The sequence below is a fragment of the Salmonella sp. SA14318 genome (assembly GCF_029866905.1).
GTDB lineage: Bacteria > Pseudomonadota > Gammaproteobacteria > Enterobacterales > Enterobacteriaceae > Salmonella > Salmonella enterica.
The window spans coordinates 737,583-756,126 of sequence record NZ_CP123282.1 but is presented as its reverse complement, the minus strand read 5'-3'; the positions used below and the strand labels follow the sequence as shown (position 1 = coordinate 756,126).

At 48.3% G+C, this 18,544-nt stretch carries 15 protein-coding genes; 5 read left to right on the top strand and 10 right to left on the bottom strand.

The features are described from left to right. Positions 1-466 precede the first annotated feature (466 nt). Complete coding sequence (locus QEN32_RS03625; protein WP_265321938.1) at positions 467-1,150, top strand: LuxR family transcriptional regulator; 684 nt, start codon at positions 467-469, stop codon at positions 1,148-1,150. A 104-nt stretch (positions 1,151-1,254) separates the two neighbouring features. Here QEN32_RS03625 and QEN32_RS03620 read toward each other — a convergent pair whose 3' ends face one another. From QEN32_RS03620 to QEN32_RS03605, 4 genes are all read right to left on the bottom strand, one after another. Next, on the bottom strand, positions 1,255-1,812 hold the full coding sequence (locus QEN32_RS03620) for a DUF3156 family protein (protein ID WP_000100099.1): 558 nt from the start codon (positions 1,810-1,812) through the stop codon (positions 1,255-1,257). Then, complete coding sequence (locus tag QEN32_RS03615) at positions 1,790-3,289, bottom strand: APC family permease (RefSeq protein WP_000475953.1); 1,500 nt, start codon at positions 3,287-3,289, stop codon at positions 1,790-1,792. Before QEN32_RS03615 ends, QEN32_RS03620 begins: the two co-directional genes overlap by 23 nt. Positions 3,290-3,497: 208 nt before the next feature. Beyond that, positions 3,498-3,872: a cupin domain-containing protein gene (locus QEN32_RS03610; RefSeq protein WP_000542980.1), complete on the bottom strand. Its 375-nt coding sequence runs from the start codon at positions 3,870-3,872 to the stop codon at positions 3,498-3,500. A 14-nt stretch (positions 3,873-3,886) separates the two neighbouring features. Further along, positions 3,887-5,188, bottom strand: coding sequence for an FAD-binding oxidoreductase (locus QEN32_RS03605; protein ID WP_001092814.1), 1,302 nt, complete (start codon positions 5,186-5,188; stop codon positions 3,887-3,889). A 161-nt stretch (positions 5,189-5,349) separates the two neighbouring features. Between QEN32_RS03605 and QEN32_RS03600 the strand changes: the two genes are divergently transcribed. Then, positions 5,350-6,834, top strand: a complete 1,485-nt coding sequence (locus QEN32_RS03600; protein WP_242105698.1) for an NAD-dependent phenylacetaldehyde dehydrogenase — start codon at positions 5,350-5,352, stop codon at positions 6,832-6,834. 134 nt (positions 6,835-6,968) lie between these two features. Here QEN32_RS03600 and iraD read toward each other — a convergent pair whose 3' ends face one another. The 5 genes from iraD to QEN32_RS03575 all read right to left on the bottom strand — a co-directional run bounded on the left by iraD (position 6,969) and on the right by QEN32_RS03575 (position 12,100). Then, entirely contained in the window at positions 6,969-7,349 is a 381-nt protein-coding gene (iraD, locus tag QEN32_RS03595) for an anti-adapter protein IraD (protein WP_015633129.1), read from the bottom strand. Next, positions 7,349-7,834: an Hcp family type VI secretion system effector gene (locus tag QEN32_RS03590; RefSeq protein WP_023202721.1), complete on the bottom strand. Its 486-nt coding sequence runs from the start codon at positions 7,832-7,834 to the stop codon at positions 7,349-7,351. The genes iraD and QEN32_RS03590 overlap by 1 nt, the downstream gene beginning before the upstream one ends. 725 nt (positions 7,835-8,559) lie before the next feature. Continuing rightward, positions 8,560-9,483, bottom strand: coding sequence for a polysaccharide deacetylase (locus QEN32_RS03585; protein ID WP_000540892.1), 924 nt, complete (start codon positions 9,481-9,483; stop codon positions 8,560-8,562). A gap of 38 nt (positions 9,484-9,521) precedes the next feature. Continuing rightward, positions 9,522-10,400 (bottom strand): carbon-nitrogen hydrolase family protein, encoded by an 879-nt coding sequence (locus tag QEN32_RS03580; protein ID WP_000089255.1) that lies wholly within the window; start codon positions 10,398-10,400, stop codon positions 9,522-9,524. A gap of 395 nt (positions 10,401-10,795) precedes the next feature. Beyond that, positions 10,796-12,100, bottom strand: a complete 1,305-nt coding sequence (locus QEN32_RS03575) for an MFS transporter (RefSeq protein WP_000784371.1) — start codon at positions 12,098-12,100, stop codon at positions 10,796-10,798. A gap of 404 nt (positions 12,101-12,504) precedes the next feature. On the opposite strand from QEN32_RS03575, the gene uxuA reads away from it, so the two are divergent. The 3 genes from uxuA (at position 12,505) to uxaC (ending at position 16,696) form a co-directional block, all read left to right on the top strand. After that, a complete protein-coding gene (gene uxuA, locus QEN32_RS03570) occupies positions 12,505-13,689 on the top strand; it encodes a mannonate dehydratase (protein WP_000815487.1) in 1,185 nt (394 codons plus the stop codon). 110 nt (positions 13,690-13,799) lie between these two features. Then, positions 13,800-15,272: a fructuronate reductase gene (locus QEN32_RS03565; protein WP_001620029.1), complete on the top strand. Its 1,473-nt coding sequence runs from the start codon at positions 13,800-13,802 to the stop codon at positions 15,270-15,272. An 11-nt stretch (positions 15,273-15,283) separates the two neighbouring features. Then, positions 15,284-16,696, top strand: a complete 1,413-nt coding sequence (gene uxaC / locus QEN32_RS03560) for a glucuronate isomerase (RefSeq protein WP_000190182.1) — start codon at positions 15,284-15,286, stop codon at positions 16,694-16,696. A gap of 299 nt (positions 16,697-16,995) precedes the next feature. Here uxaC and QEN32_RS03555 read toward each other — a convergent pair whose 3' ends face one another. Then, the gene (locus tag QEN32_RS03555) at positions 16,996-18,054 is read right to left on the bottom strand and encodes a methyl-accepting chemotaxis protein (RefSeq protein WP_000475247.1); all 1,059 of its coding nucleotides are present in this window, start codon (positions 18,052-18,054) and stop codon (positions 16,996-16,998) included. Positions 18,055-18,544: the final 490 nt, after the last annotated feature.

Here is an 18,544-nt window from a genome sequence, read left to right as displayed (position 1 = left end):
CATCCTTCATATTCACTACTGTTCATTAAAATATACTGGCAGCCACCGCTTTTTGTGGGTAAAAACGCCGGTTTTCTGCATAGCGCATGACGCTATTGAAACGTTATTTAGCAAATCCTGTCTGAACCAGAAATTAAGTCTCTGTTAACCTGCGCTATTACAGAAAATCATAGAACAGTCATCTCAAAAGAATATCGTCCTGAAGGACGAGAACCCACGGCATTTTCAGGAGATGAGTCAACCGCGACAGAAAAAAAATTATATTAATAATTTTTAATTATTTTTTAGAAAGCCAGACAAGATTTAAATTAAAAACATTTATTTTCAATCGGTTATAAAAAATATCGCAACACACGTCACATTATTAACATGTGAATGATTGTGTTAATCGAATGTAAATTGTATGTTTCAACATACCACTATTTTACTGCGTCCCGACGCGCTCATCCGGATGGAAGGAGATAACATGTCAGCCTTATCAACTACTGGCCATAATGACGGGATCACTCTCCATTGCTTACAGAGCATTGCGCAACTCATTCCTCTGTCGTCGGCGGTTTTTTATCGTGTTAATGCTTATTTAAAGCCAGAAACCTATGTTTTACATAACATTTCTAATAGCACACACCAACAATATCTGGAGCATTTTCAACCATTAGACCCGCTATCGCCTTCCCGGTTCGGCCAACAGGTTGTTACCGTAGCGACGATGACGCCCGGTATCTGTGCCCGACATCGCCATTATTATCATGAATTTATGCTACCTAATCATGTGTGCGACATGATTGAGATCTTTATTCGTCGGGGCCATCGTATTATCGCGGGCATTTCATTAATGCGCGATATACCTTTTTCCAGCGAAGAGCGTTTGCGAGCCCAGGCAGTACAACCATTACTGGGACTGGCGATTCATGATTCTCTTCAGGAAGACAACGATCTGGCGTCAATATTGACCGCCAAAGAGCGTGAAATTGTGGGAATGGTCTGCGAAGGGGCCAGCAACAAATTGATTGCCCGTCAGTTGAATATTTCTCTCTCAACAGTGAAAACACATTTACGTAATATTTTTGCTAAAACAGAAGTGATAAATCGCACGGAACTGGTTTCCCGAACCAGAATGTCCTCGGTACAACATTCACTGAATATGTGAAAGCGTTCTTTTTAACCCGCGTCAATTGCGGGTCTTTTCCCCATATGTCATATATGCCTGAATTAATACCACCCTCTGAGCTGATGCCGCAATAAAATGTCATATTATCTGGCGTCGGTATCCTGTTGCAGCCATTGATTCATGGCCTGATTGATCATATTTATCACACTAAGCAGAAGAACACGCTGGTGCCGCTCAAGCCGCAGATAACGGCGCAGCGGCGGCATTTTACAAACCACTTCGCTAGCAGCCCATAGCTCAATGCCGCAATACCATTCCTTATGATGTAAAACCAGCGTAAACCGACGATAATCCAGTTCACTCAGTGCCTGTTGTAAATTGGGGAAACAATTAAGATAGTTAATCAGCCCGGCGGTACTTTTGCTGCCAGTAAAAATGACGGGATAACGTTTCAGCCATCCGGGCTGATGAACGCGAATTTTGCCCTGCAAAGGATAATTGATTGTGCCTTTCACCCTGAATTCACAACTGTGAATACTGGCCATGAATAACCGTTTTTGCTGAACATGGCAGATAACCTGGGTAAATGCATTCAGATGCAGCACGGCGCTATGTTCGGTCAATTTTTCACAACGCCAGCCGCTCAAATCACGTAACACCATATTCATTAATGCGTTCTTAAACCAGGGGACGGAGGACATCTGGCGTCATCTCTTCATTGTTTCGCTTTTCATAATTGCCCATAGCCCGTTCCACGACCTCTTCTACCGGAAGCGGGAGGAAAGGATTAACCCGTTGCACACATAATGTCCAGAATAAGGCATAGGCGGCAGTCAATCCAAGCATAATACCGAATGGTATAAGTACATCCCGACTGTTCATTCCTGGAGGCGCGATATTAATAATGGCGATAATAATACCCACGCTCGAAATAATCTGAGGTAAGGGAAACCAGGGGGCCCGGTAAGCGCGTGGTAAATCGGGGCGCCGAATACGTAAGATAACGACCGATAACGTTACCAGCAGATAAGCTACTCCCCAGGCGCAGACCGCAGCGAGGATCAGCGGAACAATGTGGTCGATATCACCGTTCAGATACCAGGCATGTAAACAGGGAATCGCAACACCGAATGCGATGGCGATGACCGGTGTTTTAAAGCGGGGGTGCAACCAGGTCAGAAACCGCGGCAAAGCGCCGTCCAGCGCCATGCCGTATATAATACGCGGTACTGCCGCCATTAGCGTATTAATCGTCGCACATCCCGCTAACAACAACCCCACGCCCAGCCAGTATTGCCCGACATGTCCCATGACACGATTGGCAAAGGCGGGAATAGCCATCGGCGTATCCAGTAAAAAGATATGGTTTGCCGCATCGACAACCACATTATTTACTTGCCGGTTAATCGCAGCGCCATAGAGGAACATACAACCTGCCACCGCTAAAAGGCCAAGCGCCATCGCTCTGGGAATCGTACGATGCGCTTTTTTAATTTCCGGCGCCATTGGCGTGACCAGTTCACAACCGACGAACATAAACATCGCCATGCCAATATAACCAAACAGACCAGAAAGATTACTGACATCAAGCGGTGCGCCAAACCACCCGGAATGATGAGTGACCGGGGATAACAGGATCCCGCATAAACCGAAGATGGTCAGGGTAGTCCACATACCGAAAGTAAGAAATACCTCCACCTTGCCAAATACTTCAACACCAATGGCATTCAGTATCCCGAAAACCACTACCATGCCGACACCAACCATCCAGGTATTGTGCTGCATGGCCACGTGTTCGCTAACAGACTCAAAGTTCACCAGCGCCATGACGCCAGCGAGAATCGTTTCTGCCGTGCCGGCAAAAATGTGTACGATCAGGTAAGCGCAAAGCGCACCGGTGATAGCGAAAAAACGCCCCATTCCGCAGGAGATATAGTCGTAGACGGAGCCAGTCGTGGGAATAAGCGTTGCCGCTTCGGCAAAGGTGGTAATCTGCGCTTGCATCATAATAAATGCCAGTAATACCGCAAGGGCAAAGGTATCTCCCCCTGAGCCAAAACCACTGGTCACGGTCAGGATCACCGGGCTTGCCATAATCAGCCCGACGGAGCTGGCAAGCGTCGTGGGGAAACCAATAACGCCACGTTCAAGATGGCTGGCAAGTCTGTTTTTAAACATGGTCAACCTCTTCACTATTATTACAACAATAAATTACCGCTCCGGAATAACGTTTATTTATGGCAGGCAGCGCATCTAACAGGTATCGTCCTGAAGAGGGATAACGGTAAATAACGTTGTGACGCCGTCCCCGCATGCGCTAATAGCAAGTGGGGAGCGCGTTATTCTCCCCACTGATGCCAACGCTACTGACGAACAATTAAAGGATTCAACCCTGTTTGTGGCTTTCGACGTTTGCCAGATAATGTTTTACAAAACGGGGCGTTAAAACTTTCCATGCCACTTCGGTTCCCTGTTCAACAAACCAACTATCGCCTGGTGAAAAACGTATCGGTTCCTGACCCGCAACAGTGAGTTCCACTTCCCCTTCCAGCACGGTTGCGTGCTCGGTAAAGGGATAAATCATCGTGAAACCGCCGCGGGTCGATGAAAACAGTCCACAGGTAAATACGTCCTCAGGTTTACCGTAAATCATCGCAACGGCGACCTGGGGATCGCCTTCTGTTGGCAACGCCCCCAACAGGCTGACACTCCCGATTGGCTGTAATTCAGGAACAGGTTGATTGAGTTTAAAAGCGTGCATTAATGTTCTCCTGGTTAATTCCGGCCTTTCCAGAAACCGGCTGTTTGATGTATCAGTTTTCCCGCACTGACCAGCAATAGACGTAGACTGTCGCGACCATAAATTGTCGCGTGGGGAATGCTACTCATCAGACGATACCGCTCGGAACCGCCATTTATTCCTTCGGCCAGGATTTTGCATACAATATGGGAAGGCGTGACGCCAAATCCGGAATAACCCTGAACATAAAAAACATTATTGTGTTCACGAAGCGTGCCAATCTGCGGAAACAGATTCGCGCTACAGGCCATCGGTCCGCCCCAGGCAAAATCGATTTTAACGTCTTTCAAATAAGGAAAGACCTCCGTCAACAGAGTGCGGTTCCAGGCAGCAAAATCGTGCGGGGTATATTCAAGAAACCTTGTGGCGCTGCCAAAAAGCAGACGGTTTTCTTTTGTGAGACGGTAGTAATTTATCACCGGGCGGATATCACTAAAAGCCCCGCGCAAGGGACTGATCCGCTCAACAAGCTCGCTGGAGAGAGGTTCTGTAGAGACCTGATAAGAATAAGTAACCAGCGTTTTCTTATAAATTTCTGGTTCCAGATTATTGAGAAAACTATCACAGGCCCACAGCAATTTGGCCGCTTTTACGCTGCCCATCGCAGTACGTACCCGCACTGTCTTACCGTAACTGACCTCAACCACTGGTGAATATTCGAATATCTTCACCCCCAGCGAATTTGCAGCCTGAGCGGAGCCCAGCAATAAATTCAGCGAGTGGACATGCCCTCCCCCCATATGCTTGAGAACACCGCAGTAGACGTCGGAACCAATAACCTGCTGCACGTCTTTACCGGTATAGAGTTCAATATCATCTTCCGGCGTGGCGGCTTTGAATTCTTTTTCCCATTGTTGCAGCGTTTTTAACTGCCGCTGGTTGTAGGCCAGATAACCATATCCGGGAACAAAATCAGCATCAATATGGTATTTACGAATTCGCTCCCGAATAATACCCGCGCCGAGGTTCGAGATTTTAAACAGCGTCTCCATTCCCGCTGCGCCTACATATTTTTTAACGGCTTCGATGTCGTGACCTATACCGGCCATCACCTGACCGCCGTTTCGTCCGGTGCCGCCATACCCAAGATGGCGGGCTTCCAGAACGACAACATTAGTGATCCCCTGCTCCGCCAGTTCCAGCGCGGTATTGATGCCTGAAAAGCCACCGCCAATGATCACCACATCGGCATCAATATCGTCTTGCAGAGCAGGAAAATGCAACGGGTATTTTTTCGTCGCGCCGTAGTAATTCAACGCATCGATTTTTGTATTCATCGCGTTACCTTGTCATCACGCTTGACTAAGACCGCTATCACAGCACGGTAACGTTTTACAAAATATCGTCCGGAAGAATGACGTTCTTTGGAACGATATTCAGCCCCGAAAAAGTATGTTGGGATGAAAAAACGTACATTCCTGACCTACAGGCACTTCTGATGAGCGATGTGACATTACTTGCCGAAGTAACCACTTTTTTACGCCAACGACACGGACAATTTATTGCAGGTGAACGTCAGGCCGGAAACGGCACGAACTTTTCGGTCACTAACCCAGCCACCGGCAAAATTATCGCCGACGTTGTGTCGGCAACCCCTGCGCAGGCAGAAGAGGCCATGCAGAGCGCCAGACGGGCGTTTGATGTCTGGCGTAAAATGCCAACGTTACAACGCGGCGCATTACTGCTGAAACTGGCTGATACTCTTGCCGCTCATCGTGAAGAGTTAGCTCAACTGGAAAGCGTCTGTTCAGGTAAAACGATTACGCTGTCGCGCGGTCTTGAACTCGATCAGTCAGTGGCCTTCCTGCGTTACTTTGCCGGTTGGGCAGGAAAAATAACCGGTGAAACGCTGAATGTCTCCCTGCCATCAATGGGAGAAGAGAGATACACAGCGTTTACCCAACGCCAACCCATTGGTGTGGTCGTCGGTATTGTGCCGTGGAATTTCTCAATTATGATTGCTATCTGGAAACTGGCCGCAGCGCTGGTATGTGGCTGCACCATCGTCATTAAACCAAGTGAATATACCCCGCTGACACTGCTGCGAGTCGCTGAGCTGGCTAAAGAGGCAGGTTTCCCTGATGGCGTAATTAACGTGGTAAACGGTGCTGGCGGTGAGATAGCGCAACAGCTGATCGCGCATCCAGATTGCGCCAAAGTGAGTTTCACCGGGTCAGTTGCGACAGGTGAGAAAGTCCGGCGTTCGGCAACATCGTCAGGAAAACGCGTTACCCTCGAACTGGGAGGGAAAAATGCGGCGCTGTTTCTCAATGATCTCACGGCACAAGCCATGGTCAACGGTATTCTTGAAGCCGGTTATCTGAATCAAGGACAGATTTGTGCTGCCGCAGAGCGTTTTTATCTGCCCCAGGAAAAACTGGATACGGTCATGACGCTCCTCAGGCAACGGTTATCGGAGATCGTGCCCGGCTCGCCTTTAGATGAAAAAACGGTGATGGGCCCGCTGGCGAATCAGGTTCAGCTTGAAAAAGTGCTGCGTCTGATTCAACGCGCACGGGAAGAAGGGGATACCATTGTTTACGGCGGTGAAACTTTACCCGGCGAAGGGTACTTTTTACAGCCGACAGCAGTAAAAGTGCGTAGTAAAAACAGTACGCTGATGCACGAGGAGACCTTTGGCCCTGTCTGTAGCTTTATCGGTTATCAGAATGAAAAAGAGGCGCTTTCGCATATCAACGCTTCGCCATTCGGCCTTGCTGCAAGTGTGTGGTCGGAAAATATGTCTAAGGCATTACGCTACGCTGAAGATATTGATGCTGGCATGGTGTGGATCAATATGCATACCTTCCTCGATCCCGCGGTACCCTTTGGAGGGATGAAAGGATCGGGTAGTGGTCGTGAATTTGGCAGCGCGTTTATTGATGACTATACCGAACTTAAATCGGTCATGGTCCGTTATTAACCATCCTGAAAATGATGCAGGCAGATCAACCATACCGAAAGGTGGACTGTCTGCCTGATTATCAGGTTCGTTCGCTGCGTTTTATTGCTTGTGGGTAATGTTAAACGCCCGGCCCGGCGTTCCTTCCTGCATTACTAGCGCCATCTACCGTTAGAGTAGGCTATCTCCAGTCTTAACGGTTCAGACTCATCCTGTAACATCGCTTCCAAAGACAACGCCAGCGTCTGATGATAGGCATCTTTTACACTGACTTTCAGCATGTTGATGCTCGGTTCATAACGTAAAATAGCAGCGCGAAGCTCACGGCAAAACCAGTTGAGAACCCGTTTGTCACCCACATTCACCTCGTGCCATTCCGGCATACCCCGAGTGAGCAGCGGCGGTAATGTCTCGCCACCTGGCACGGCGCAAGAGTTGAATAAACACATTAACTTGCAGCGTACCAATTCATGTGGGCTTATCCCCTCAACCAAGAGCCTGTCGAATAGCGCGACCGGAATGGTTGGCGTCATCATCATTTCCCTATCTGGTCCATCGCCAGATCCCATACTGACGCTCTGGACTCCTGTTGAGCGCCGTCTGATTTCTCGGCAGTGATTTGCCATTTGATTTTCGTGAAGTTCAGCGACATCGTTTCCACCGGCTTACCGCCGGCGCCGCCGCTAACACTGAGTTGTGATATCAGCACGTTTGTCAGGGTATAAACGATAAGCGACCGCATTTTGCCGTCGTCATTGCGGCACAACGTCAGCACCGCGGTTCTAATTAGCCTCCCGCTACAGCAGTACTCATTGAGCACAGGCGTGGCGAGGTCGACAAATTTGGTGAGCGACATTTCACCAACATGCGCACGCCCGGAAGTCCGCTCGGTGAGGCTAATATCGTTATTTACCTGCATTGCCACATTGTGGCTATAAGACATGATCTCTATCTGATCTTCAAAGCCTTCAACCTGGCTTTCGCCTTTGATATTGTCGAGCTTTAAAAAAATCGCATCCATGATTTATCTCCTTGTTGATCAAGTGGCAGTTCAGCAGCCAGACGAATACCAGCGGCCAACGCTTGTGACTCTTATTAAAAGCGCAACTACCAAAAAACACAGCGTGAAAAACGCCAGGTTTGCAGGGATTTTGCCAACGTTTACCCACGTCTGATGAACGTTATTCCGCTGGTTGCAATGCAATAGAAGGTTTTGGCCCGCTGTGGCCAAATACAATTGAGGTTATACTGAACGCTCTCTGCCATATTCAATCCCTTTTATCGCAAAGTATCCCTGGTGCCGGTATCACAGCGTCGTTATTCAAAAATTGACATTTCAGAATAATAATTAGCTATATATAAAAAACACATCAAAAAGCAAATATCAACTTAATTTTTACTTATTTAATAAAAAAATCCAAATTGATTTACATCAATTAACACATACAAAAACATTAAAAATCAAAGCGTTAAATAAAAATTAATCACTATGGAAATTTTATTTTTCTTAATACTCACATTATAAATGTTATTTGCTTATTTTCCTGTGAACACTAAAAAATGATTTAAATCAAAAAACAAACTATTCTCGTTGATTAACGTTTTGACCGAAATAAAAAAGATTTTATACGTCCCGGGATAGTCTCCCTTTCTGATGGACAATATGCATTAACGAGCGGGCAAACAGGTAACTTCTGCCCGGGTAATCCGTTACCCGACTGATATTAACATTGTCATGAGGTGATATCATTTGCCTGGCCAGCCATAATCATCCGGAACCGGCGCTACGCCACGAACATCAGGACGGAGCATTTTTTGTCGATCCTCTTCGTCATCCACCCAGACACTGGCTATCTCTTCACAGGTTGCAAACCATACGCCATCATGCCCTTTAATATGTTCAATCAAACGTGACAACATCATCATATGATGCCCATGACCGATTATCTGCGGATGAAGAGCCATCGCATATAAACCGTTTTCCTGATGGTTATAAGCATAGGTAAAAATATCCTTCCAGCGTCGCAGAACACCGTCAGTATCGCTCATCCCCTCCTGGTTGCCGGTATACGCCAGTGCGGGAAAATCATCCAGATACCAGCTAACAGGAATTTCCAGAATCGCGCTGGCCGGGCCTGCGATATTTCCCGTTTCCCAATTCACCTGCCAACGTTGAGGATGGTAAGGCACAAGATCTCTCGCCATCAGGCTACTGTCATAGAGAAAACCGGCTTCCTCCAGAAGATCCAGCGTATTCTCGCTATAATCCCAATAGGGAGAACGGTATCCCACAGGGCGTATGCCGAAATGTCTTTTATAACAGGCGAACGCCAAATCCATTAGTCGGCGTTCTGTATCACGATTCACCAGCGTCGGATTTTCATGATAGTAGCCATGGTGAGCGATTTCATGCCCGGCATCAAAAATCGCTTTACTGATTTCCGGGAAGGTGTCTACAGTGTGTCCGGGAATAAAAAAGGTGGTTTTGATATTATTTTCTTTGAACAATTTCAGAAGCCTTGGTACGCCAACTTGTGCACCAAACTCTCCCCGTGACATAAAGGATGGCGACGGTCGATTAAATCCGCCCAGCCATAAAGACTGAGCATCTACATCGACACCAAGATTGACCGCAATCCTTTTACCCTCAGGTAATTTTAAATATCCCATAACGACCTCCAGCTAATACATAGAAGGGACACATTCTGTTATTTAATGTGTGATGGCCAGATATTATATATGCCTGCTTTTCTGCGTCTGTCCTTGAACGTTGTTGCTGCCCCCCCAAGTCTATTTTCATATAGAACATCGAGGTTAATTTCTCCTGAAATGACATCCTCTTGATTGACGTGCGCCTCTGCGATAATACCTTGTGGATTTTTCCACACGACATCACAGGGGCTTAAAATTGAACTTCGGGCCCAGCAGCCTGGCAGTGGCCCGCCCGGGTTTCCGCCCAGGCAACAGTGAACAAGATAAATTTGATTTTCAATACAACGTGCGTGGCAACAATGCCTGACTCGCCAAAATCCCTGTTCAGTAAACGTAGCGGAAGGCGTTAAAATTAACTCTACACCCTGTTCCGCCAGCGTCGCGGCACACTCCGGTATTTCTGCTTCATAACAAATATTAAAACCCACCTTTGCAAATGGCAGTTGAAAAACAGCCATTTTATCGCCTTCCTGAGTATACCAACCCCGTTCAGCCGGGAAGATATGCGTCTTACTGTGAGCATAATGTTCGCCATCGGGTCCCCATATATGCGCAACATTCTCATAGCGATCTGCTCCAGTCTGCTCCAGATGAGAGCCAGCAATAATGAACTGTCCTCTTTCTTTCGCTTCCTGTTGAAAAAGCTGCTTATAGGCATCCGTAAACTGATCAATTAAAGTTAGGTGTGAAATGGGTCTTTCTTGCCATTTTTTCAATAGTGTAAATAACTCAATGGTAAATAGCTCCGGGAAGATAACGACATCAGCCCCCTGACTTTTATTAAGAAGTATCCTTACCTTTGTTATGAAATCTTCAAAAGTGTTTATTTCAGTAACAATATACTGACAGGCTGAAACAGTAAAATTACGTGACATCGTGATATCCCCGGCATGAAATTTAAACTTAAATTAACGTATAGCGCATGGAGAATATTAGGGAGCGGACATTACGACATCAGGTTATTTTTTGTGAAGCTGCGCAAAATATATGGAGAAAAGAGTAGAAGCATTGAACCTTTATTTACATAAAGGGGACTTTATCGATGATCGCAGCGAGACAGAGAGTCGATAAAAATCCAGGCGAAAAACAATAACCCTTACCACAATATTATTTTCAGCATCTGAAAATAATCAGGCAAACTAAATGATAACGCGCTGGTATAAAACCAACGCGTATTTTTACCGATAAGGGTAATGAAGACGGCCACCCGAAGGTGGCCGTTAGAACCCGGTAGCGCTTCGCTTATCAGGCCAGTGAAACCGAGACAGCTTTAGCGGTGAGACGCCAGCGGCTGTTCCGTCATTGGCGGGTGGTGCTTTTCCGGATCTTTAATCAGTACCCACAGGATGATGGCGCCGATAATATCGAACAGACTGAGTGCAATGAAGAACGGGCCGTAACCGATAATAGCGACCAATGCCCCCATAAACAGGTTGAAGCTTAACTGTCCCATCCATGCCGCAGATCCTGCCAGACCGGCAACCGTCGCGACCTCATTTTTCTTGAACAGGTCAGCGCTCATGGTAATCACGACGGTAGACAGCGTCTGGTGCGCAAAACCGCCAATACTCATCAATGCAATGGCGACATACGGGTTAGTCGTAATGCTGACAAAACCGATCGAAATCATCAAAACAGCGCCGATGGTAAAGCTACAACGACGCGCATTGATCGTGGTCATGTGCATCTTTTCCATGAAGAACTTCGCCAGGAAACCGCCTGCAACGCAGCCAAAGTCCGCCGCCAGGAACGGCAGCCAGGCAAACATGGCGATCTCTTTTAACGGCAGATGCATCACGTTAATCAGATACAGCGGCATCCAGAAACTCAGCGTTCCCCATGCCGGGTCAGCCAGAAAACGGGTAATCGCCAACGCCCAGAAGTTACGCTTTTTAACGATCTCTTTAACGGCCGGTTTTTTATTATCGTCCTGGAGATAGCTTTCCTGGCCGTCTTCGATATAACGCAGCTCTTTGTGGGTGATCCACGGGTGTTTATTTGGCGAGTTATAAATCAGGAACCAGGTGATGGCGAACAGCACGCCGATCCCACCGGTAATCACAAACGCCATTTCAGTACCGATGCCGCTATCAGCAAAGGTCAGCATCGCCCAGACCACCAGCGGCGGCGCCAGCATCGCGCCAATTGAAGTACCGATATTAAACAGGCCCCCCGCAATACCGCGTTCTTTCGTCGGGAACCATTCGGCGCTGGCTTTAATCCCGGCCGGAATCGCTGACGCTTCGGTTAGCCCCATCAGACCACGCAGAAATGCCAGACTTATCCAGCCGCCGGCCAGCGCGTGCGCCATGTTGATCAGCGACCATAACAAGGCAAAGATAAAGAAGCCGATTTTCAGTCCGATGACATCCATCAAATAGCCGGTGATCGGCTGCGCAATGGTGTAACAAAGCTGGAAGGCGCTCACCACCCAGGAATATTGTTGCTCATCAAAATGGAGTTCTTTCATCATCGCTGGCGCCGCAACGCTAAGCGAGCTACGGGACAGGTAGTTTACGATGGTCCCTACGCAGACCAGGCCGATAATCCACCATCTTAATTTTGTCATCTTCATGATAAAGCCTCGTTAAAAAACATTAGCTCCGCGCCGTCTGACCTGTAGCGGGAAAACTGAAATCACAAAAATTGGTTGACCAATCAATATTTTCTCATCCGGACCGGTCAAAATCTGGCGGCAACTCCCGCCCTTAATATTCTTGAAATAAATACATCAACTCATTTCAAGTTGAATGGTGAATGCTTTTCACCCAGCAAAAATTGACACAGATCAAATAAATAAAATTGGCAGACCGTGAATGATGATATTTGTGATTTGGTTAGCCAATTTAGACAATAAGGTTGACATGAGAAAAATTTTGGTTGAATTTAGGGGTCAGAACGGGTTTACAAAGCACGTTTCGATGTTGGCTGGCAATGGGTCAACCACGAAAACGTTATCGCAAGAAGAGGAAACGAGATATGAAACAAACCTGGCGCTGGTACGGACCTAACGACCCGGTAACGCTGTCAGATGTACGCCAGGCTGGCGCAACCGGCGTGGTAACGGCGTTACACCATATCCCGAATGGAGAAATTTGGTCGGTAGACGAGATCCAGAAACGTAAAGCAATCGTTGAAGAGGCGGGTCTGGAGTGGTCTGTGGTAGAGAGCGTACCTATCCACGAAGACATCAAAACCCACACCGGTCAGTACGATTTATGGATCAAAAACTACCAGCAAACGCTGCGTAACCTGGCGCAATGCGGTATCTATACGGTTTGCTATAACTTTATGCCGGTGCTGGACTGGACACGTACGGATCTGGAATACGTATTACCAGATGGTTCAAAAGCGTTGCGTTTTGACCAGATTGAATTCGCCGCGTTCGAACTGCATATCCTGAAGCGTCCGGGAGCAGAAGCCGACTATACGGCAGAAGAGATTGCTCAGGCAGAGCGGCGTTTCGCCACCATGAGCGAGGAAGACAAAGCACGTCTGACCCGCAACATTATTGCCGGTTTACCTGGCGCGGAAGAAGGCTATACGCTGGATCAGTTCCGTCAACACCTGGCGACGTATAAAGATATCGATAAAGCAAAACTGCGTGAACATTTTGCCTATTTCCTGAAAGCCATTATTCCGGTTGCCGACGAGGTTGGCGTGCGTATGGCCGTTCATCCTGACGATCCACCGCGCCCTATTCTCGGCCTGCCGCGCATTGTCTCTACCATTGAAGACATGCAATGGATGGTGGAAACCGTTAATAGCATGGCGAACGGCTTCACCATGTGTACCGGATCTTACGGCGTGCGCGCCGACAACGATCTGGTTGATATGATCAAACAGTTTGGTCCGCGCATCTACTTTACGCATCTGCGCTCTACGCTGCGCGAAGAGAATCCGAAGACCTTCCACGAGGCCGCCCATTTGCACGGCGATGTGGATATGTATGAAGTCGTTAAAGCGATTGTGGAAGAAGAGCACCGTCGTAAAGCCGAAGGTAGCGACGATCTGATCCCAATGCGCCCGGACCACGGTCATCAGATGCTGGACGATCTGAAGAAGAAAACGAATCCGGGTTATTCCGCCATTGGCCGTCTGAAAGGGCTTGCGGAAGTCCGCGGCGTCGAACTGGCTATCCAGCGCGCTTTCTTTAGCAAATAACCTTCTTTCGCATGGCGCGACGCGTCATGCGATTTCCCCTACTCAATGCAATAGCAACATGCCTCGCCCCGGAGATCGCGGGCGAAGACGTCGAATGACAGGAGTTTGCAATGGAACAGAATATCGCCACCGCCCAGGTTTCCGTCGCCCGCCCAAACTGGGACAAATCACGTCTGGTATCCCGTATTGTGCATCTGGGCTGCGGGGCGTTTCACCGCGCGCACCAGGCGCTCTTTACCCATCATCTACTGGAAAAGAGCGACAGCGACTGGGGCATTTGTGAAGTGAACCTGATGCCGGGTAACGACGCGCGGCTGATCGCGAACCTGAAAGCGCAAAATCTGCTGTACACCGTTGCAGAACGCGGCGCAGAAAGCACCGAACTGAAAATTATCGGTTCAATGAAAGAAGCGCTGCACCCTGAATTCGACGGCCATGCAGGGATTCTGGCGGCAATGGCGCGCCCGGAAACCGCCATCGTCTCCTTAACCGTGACCGAAAAAGGCTACTGCACCGACCCCGCCAGCGGCGAGCTTGATGTCAATAACCCGCTGATCCAAAACGATCTTGCCCATCCACAGCAGCCTAAATCCGCCATTGGCTATATTGTCGAAGCGCTAAACATGCGCCGGGAGCAAGGACTGAAAGCTTTTACCGTGCTGTCGTGTGATAACGTACGCGAGAATGGTCACGTCGCGAAGGCTGCCGTCCTCGGCCTGGCGAAAGCTCGCGATGCCGCCCTCGCCGCATGGATTGCCGACAATGTGACCTTCCCCTGCACCATGGTTGACCGCATTGTTCCGGCGGCGACCGAAGAGACGCTACAGCTGGTTGCCGACCAGTTAGGAGTTTATGATCCTTGCGCTATCGCCTGCGAACCCTTCCGCCAGTGGGTCATCGAAGATAACTTTGTGAATGGTCGCCCGGACTGGGACACCGTCGGCGCGCAATTCGTTGCAGACGTCGTACCGTTTGAGATGATGAAGCTGCGTATGCTTAACGGCAGCCACTCTTTCCTCGCCTATCTGGGTTATCTCGGCGGGTATGACACTATCGCCGATACCATGACCAACCCGGCTTACCGGCGCGCGGCGCTGGCGCTGATGCTTGATGAACAAGCGCCGACGTTATCAATGCCGGAAGGCACCGATCTGGAAGGGTATGCGAATTTGTTGATCGCGCGTTTCACTAACCCCTCGTTGAAACACCGCACCTGGCAGATCGCGATGGATGGCAGTCAGAAACTGCCGCAGCGTTTGTTGGACCCGGTGCGTCTGCACTTGCAACAGGGCGATGACTATCGCCGCCTGACGCTGGGCGTCGCCGGATGGATGCGTTACGTCGGCGGTATCGATGAACAAGGTAAAACCATTGATGTCGTCGATCCGCTGCTAGCGCAGTATCAGGCGATTCATCAGCAATATCAGACGCCGGAAGAACGCGTTCGCGGGCTACTGGCCATCGAGTCTATCTTTGGCAACGACCTGCCGAAGAACCACGAATTTGTGCAAGCCGTTACCGACGCTTACCAACAGCTATTGCAGAATGGCGCGAAAGCCACGGTAGAAGCGCTGGCTAAGTAAGGAGATAAATCATGGCTACGTTTATGACTGAAGATTTTCTACTGAAAAACGACATTGCCCGCACGCTGTACCATAAATACGCCGCGCCCATGCCGATTTATGACTTCCACTGCCATTTAAGTCCGCAGGAAATCGCCGACGATCGCCGTTTCGATAACCTCGGTCAGATCTGGCTGGAAGGCGACCACTATAAATGGCGAGCGCTACGAAGCGCAGGCGTGGATGAGTCGCTGATCACCGGCAAAGAGACCAGCGATTATGAAAAATATATGGCCTGGGCCAATACCGTACCAAAAACGCTGGGCAATCCGCTGTATCACTGGACGCACCTTGAACTACGCCGTCCATTTGGCATTACAGGTACGCTGTTCGGACCGGATACCGCGGAAAGTATCTGGACGCAGTGTAATGAGAAACTGGCGACGCCGGCCTTTTCCGCGCGCGGTATTATGCAGCAGATGAATGTGCGGATGGTCGGAACCACCGACGACCCGATAGATTCTCTGGAATATCACCGCCAGATAGCCGCCGACGACAGCATTGATATTGAAGTCGCGCCAAGCTGGCGCCCCGACAAAGTTTTCAAAATCGAACTGGACGGCTTTGTCGATTACCTGAGGAAACTGGAAGCGGCGGCAGATGTCAGCATTACCCGTTTCGACGATTTACGTCAGGCGCTCACTCGCCGTCTCGACCATTTCGCCGCCTGCGGCTGCCGCGCGTCCGATCATGGCATTGAAACGCTGCGATTTGCGCCGGTGCCCGACGACGCGCAGCTTGACGCCATTCTGGGCAAACGTCTGGCTGGCGAAACGCTGAGCGAACTTGAGATCGCCCAGTTTACCACGGCGGTGCTGGTCTGGCTGGGCCGTCAGTACGCCGCGCGCGGCTGGGTGATGCAGCTACATATTGGCGCGATCCGTAATAATAATACCCGGATGTTCCGCCTGCTGGGGCCGGATACCGGCTTTGACTCCATTGGCGATAATAACATTAGCTGGGCGCTCTCCCGTTTGCTCGACAGTATGGATGTGACCAATGAACTGCCCAAGACTATCCTCTATTGCCTGAACCCACGTGATAACGAAGTCCTGGCGACCATGATCGGTAACTTCCAGGGGCCGGGAATTGCCGGAAAAGTGCAGTTTGGTTCCGGCTGGTGGTTTAACGATCAGAAAGACGGGATGCTGCGCCAACTGGAGCAACTGTCGCAAATGGGACTGTTAAGTCAGTTTGTCGGGATGCTGACCGACTCCCGCAGTTTCCTTTCTTATACGCGACATGAATATTTCCGTCGTATTCTCTGTAACCTGCTGGGACAGTGGGCGCAGGACGGAGAGATTCCTGATGATGAAGCGATGCTAAGCCGTATGGTTCAGGATATCTGCTTCAATAATGCCCAGCGTTATTTCACGATTAAATAATCGCTATTAATCTGTGAGCACAGGTCTCAGGTATTTCGAGGGGCAGGAAGGCGGTAAGAGAGTGAGAAATTTAGCAGTAACGCACTTTTCCAGCCAAAGTCTGGCCGCCGATAAAAAGCAAAGATGTTGCTGATTAATCCCGAATCACTTACTAAGGTAAGTGATTCGGGTAAACAAACACAGCCATCTTTTGCGTCATGCTTTTTTTCTCTGTCCGGAATAACTCCAGTGCAGAAAGTGTGATACATCAGTCCTGTTGATGATGGCTCCTGTTGGTTATACGGTAATAACTCATGACTTCACACTGTGGTTTCCTTTAATAAATCGACAGCCAGCATTTCCAGCTGGTTAACCACCTCATTACTGGATCGCTCCATTCTGTCGAGTTCTTGCGACATCGCATTCATATCGCCTGCGGCAAAATAGTTCAGCGCAGAGTGACCAGCGGTATGCACCTCTTTATGCGGCGCTTCCAGACTACGGAAACTGTAGTAGTTGCTAAACTGCTGCCCTTCAAAACCGTAGTACCATTTCCCCAGCCGACACTGATCGTGCATCGTTATTTTACTGTTTATGTCTTTATTTAAGAGTAATTTGTAGACTTCCATTTTCCAGATAACATGGTCAACTTTGACAATATTCAAAAACTGCACCGTAGAGATGTACTGCATGACCGATTTCATGCTCAGCGATTTATCGATGACGATGCCAATAGACTCCACAATTTGATTTATGTTAGTCGTAATATTATCAATAACCGGCTGTTGGTTATCCAGCACCTCACTCACTCTGGCCGTATTATCTTTGATTACAGAGGTTAACGTACTGACGCTTTTCGAACTGTGTTTAACATCTTCGGACAGGTTTTTCACCTCTTTCGAAATAACGCTAAAACCACGCCCGGCATCCCCTACGCGCGCGGCCTCGATCGCGGAGTTAATCGCTATCAAATTGGTCTGGTTAGCGATCTTCTGTATCTCTTTAATACACGCATTAATTTGCGTTAAGGAGGTATTTAAGTCGCCCATACGACAGCCAATATCCGACGAAGTCGTGCCAATTTCGGTGATAAATTCCACGAGCGATTTTAATGAACTTCTGGCTTTATCATTCTGTTCGTTAAGTTCATTAATGCGTTCTTTTTCAATGTTGAGCTGCTCACAGGACTTAATGATGGCATTACGAATGATATCGATCGTCGAGATCCCCATCAGAATTTTTTGACACAGTATCCGCTCATAAGGCTCAGGAGTATCCACCACCACGTCAGACGCATTAGCGCCAGATTCTGCTGCTGGCGGCGGTATTTTTACAACATTATTATTCCAGTGGCGCAAGCCTAATACTTTTTTAAACATATACCATTCTCCTTATTATATGTGGACATCCTGATCTATGCCTGGATAAAGTATTATCAACTCATGCTAACATAATGAAAAATCGGCTGTCATCTGCCATAACCATACGCTCACCAGAATAAGACAAAACGTCCACCAAACTTAAATAATTACAAAGTAAACTATTCAACAATACCATTAACAGTCATGATGGAAGTCGCTTCGCTTTATACGGAAATATTATTTACAAGGCTGACAACAATAGCTGAATAATAATTAACTGCATTTACTTAGGTGTAGCTATATCTCGCCACGAAGATTGCAGACAGGGTTTAAACGCAAACTTTTGCAATAGAAAAATAACCTAACGTAAACTTTTTATATGACCAATAATATCATTTGGACTCATCAATATATTATGCTGTCCGTTTACCAGCCAAACAGGCATGACCTAAATCCAAAGGAATGGGCGCAGCGTAACCAGCCGCAAAAAGTATCGAGTAGTCGAAAA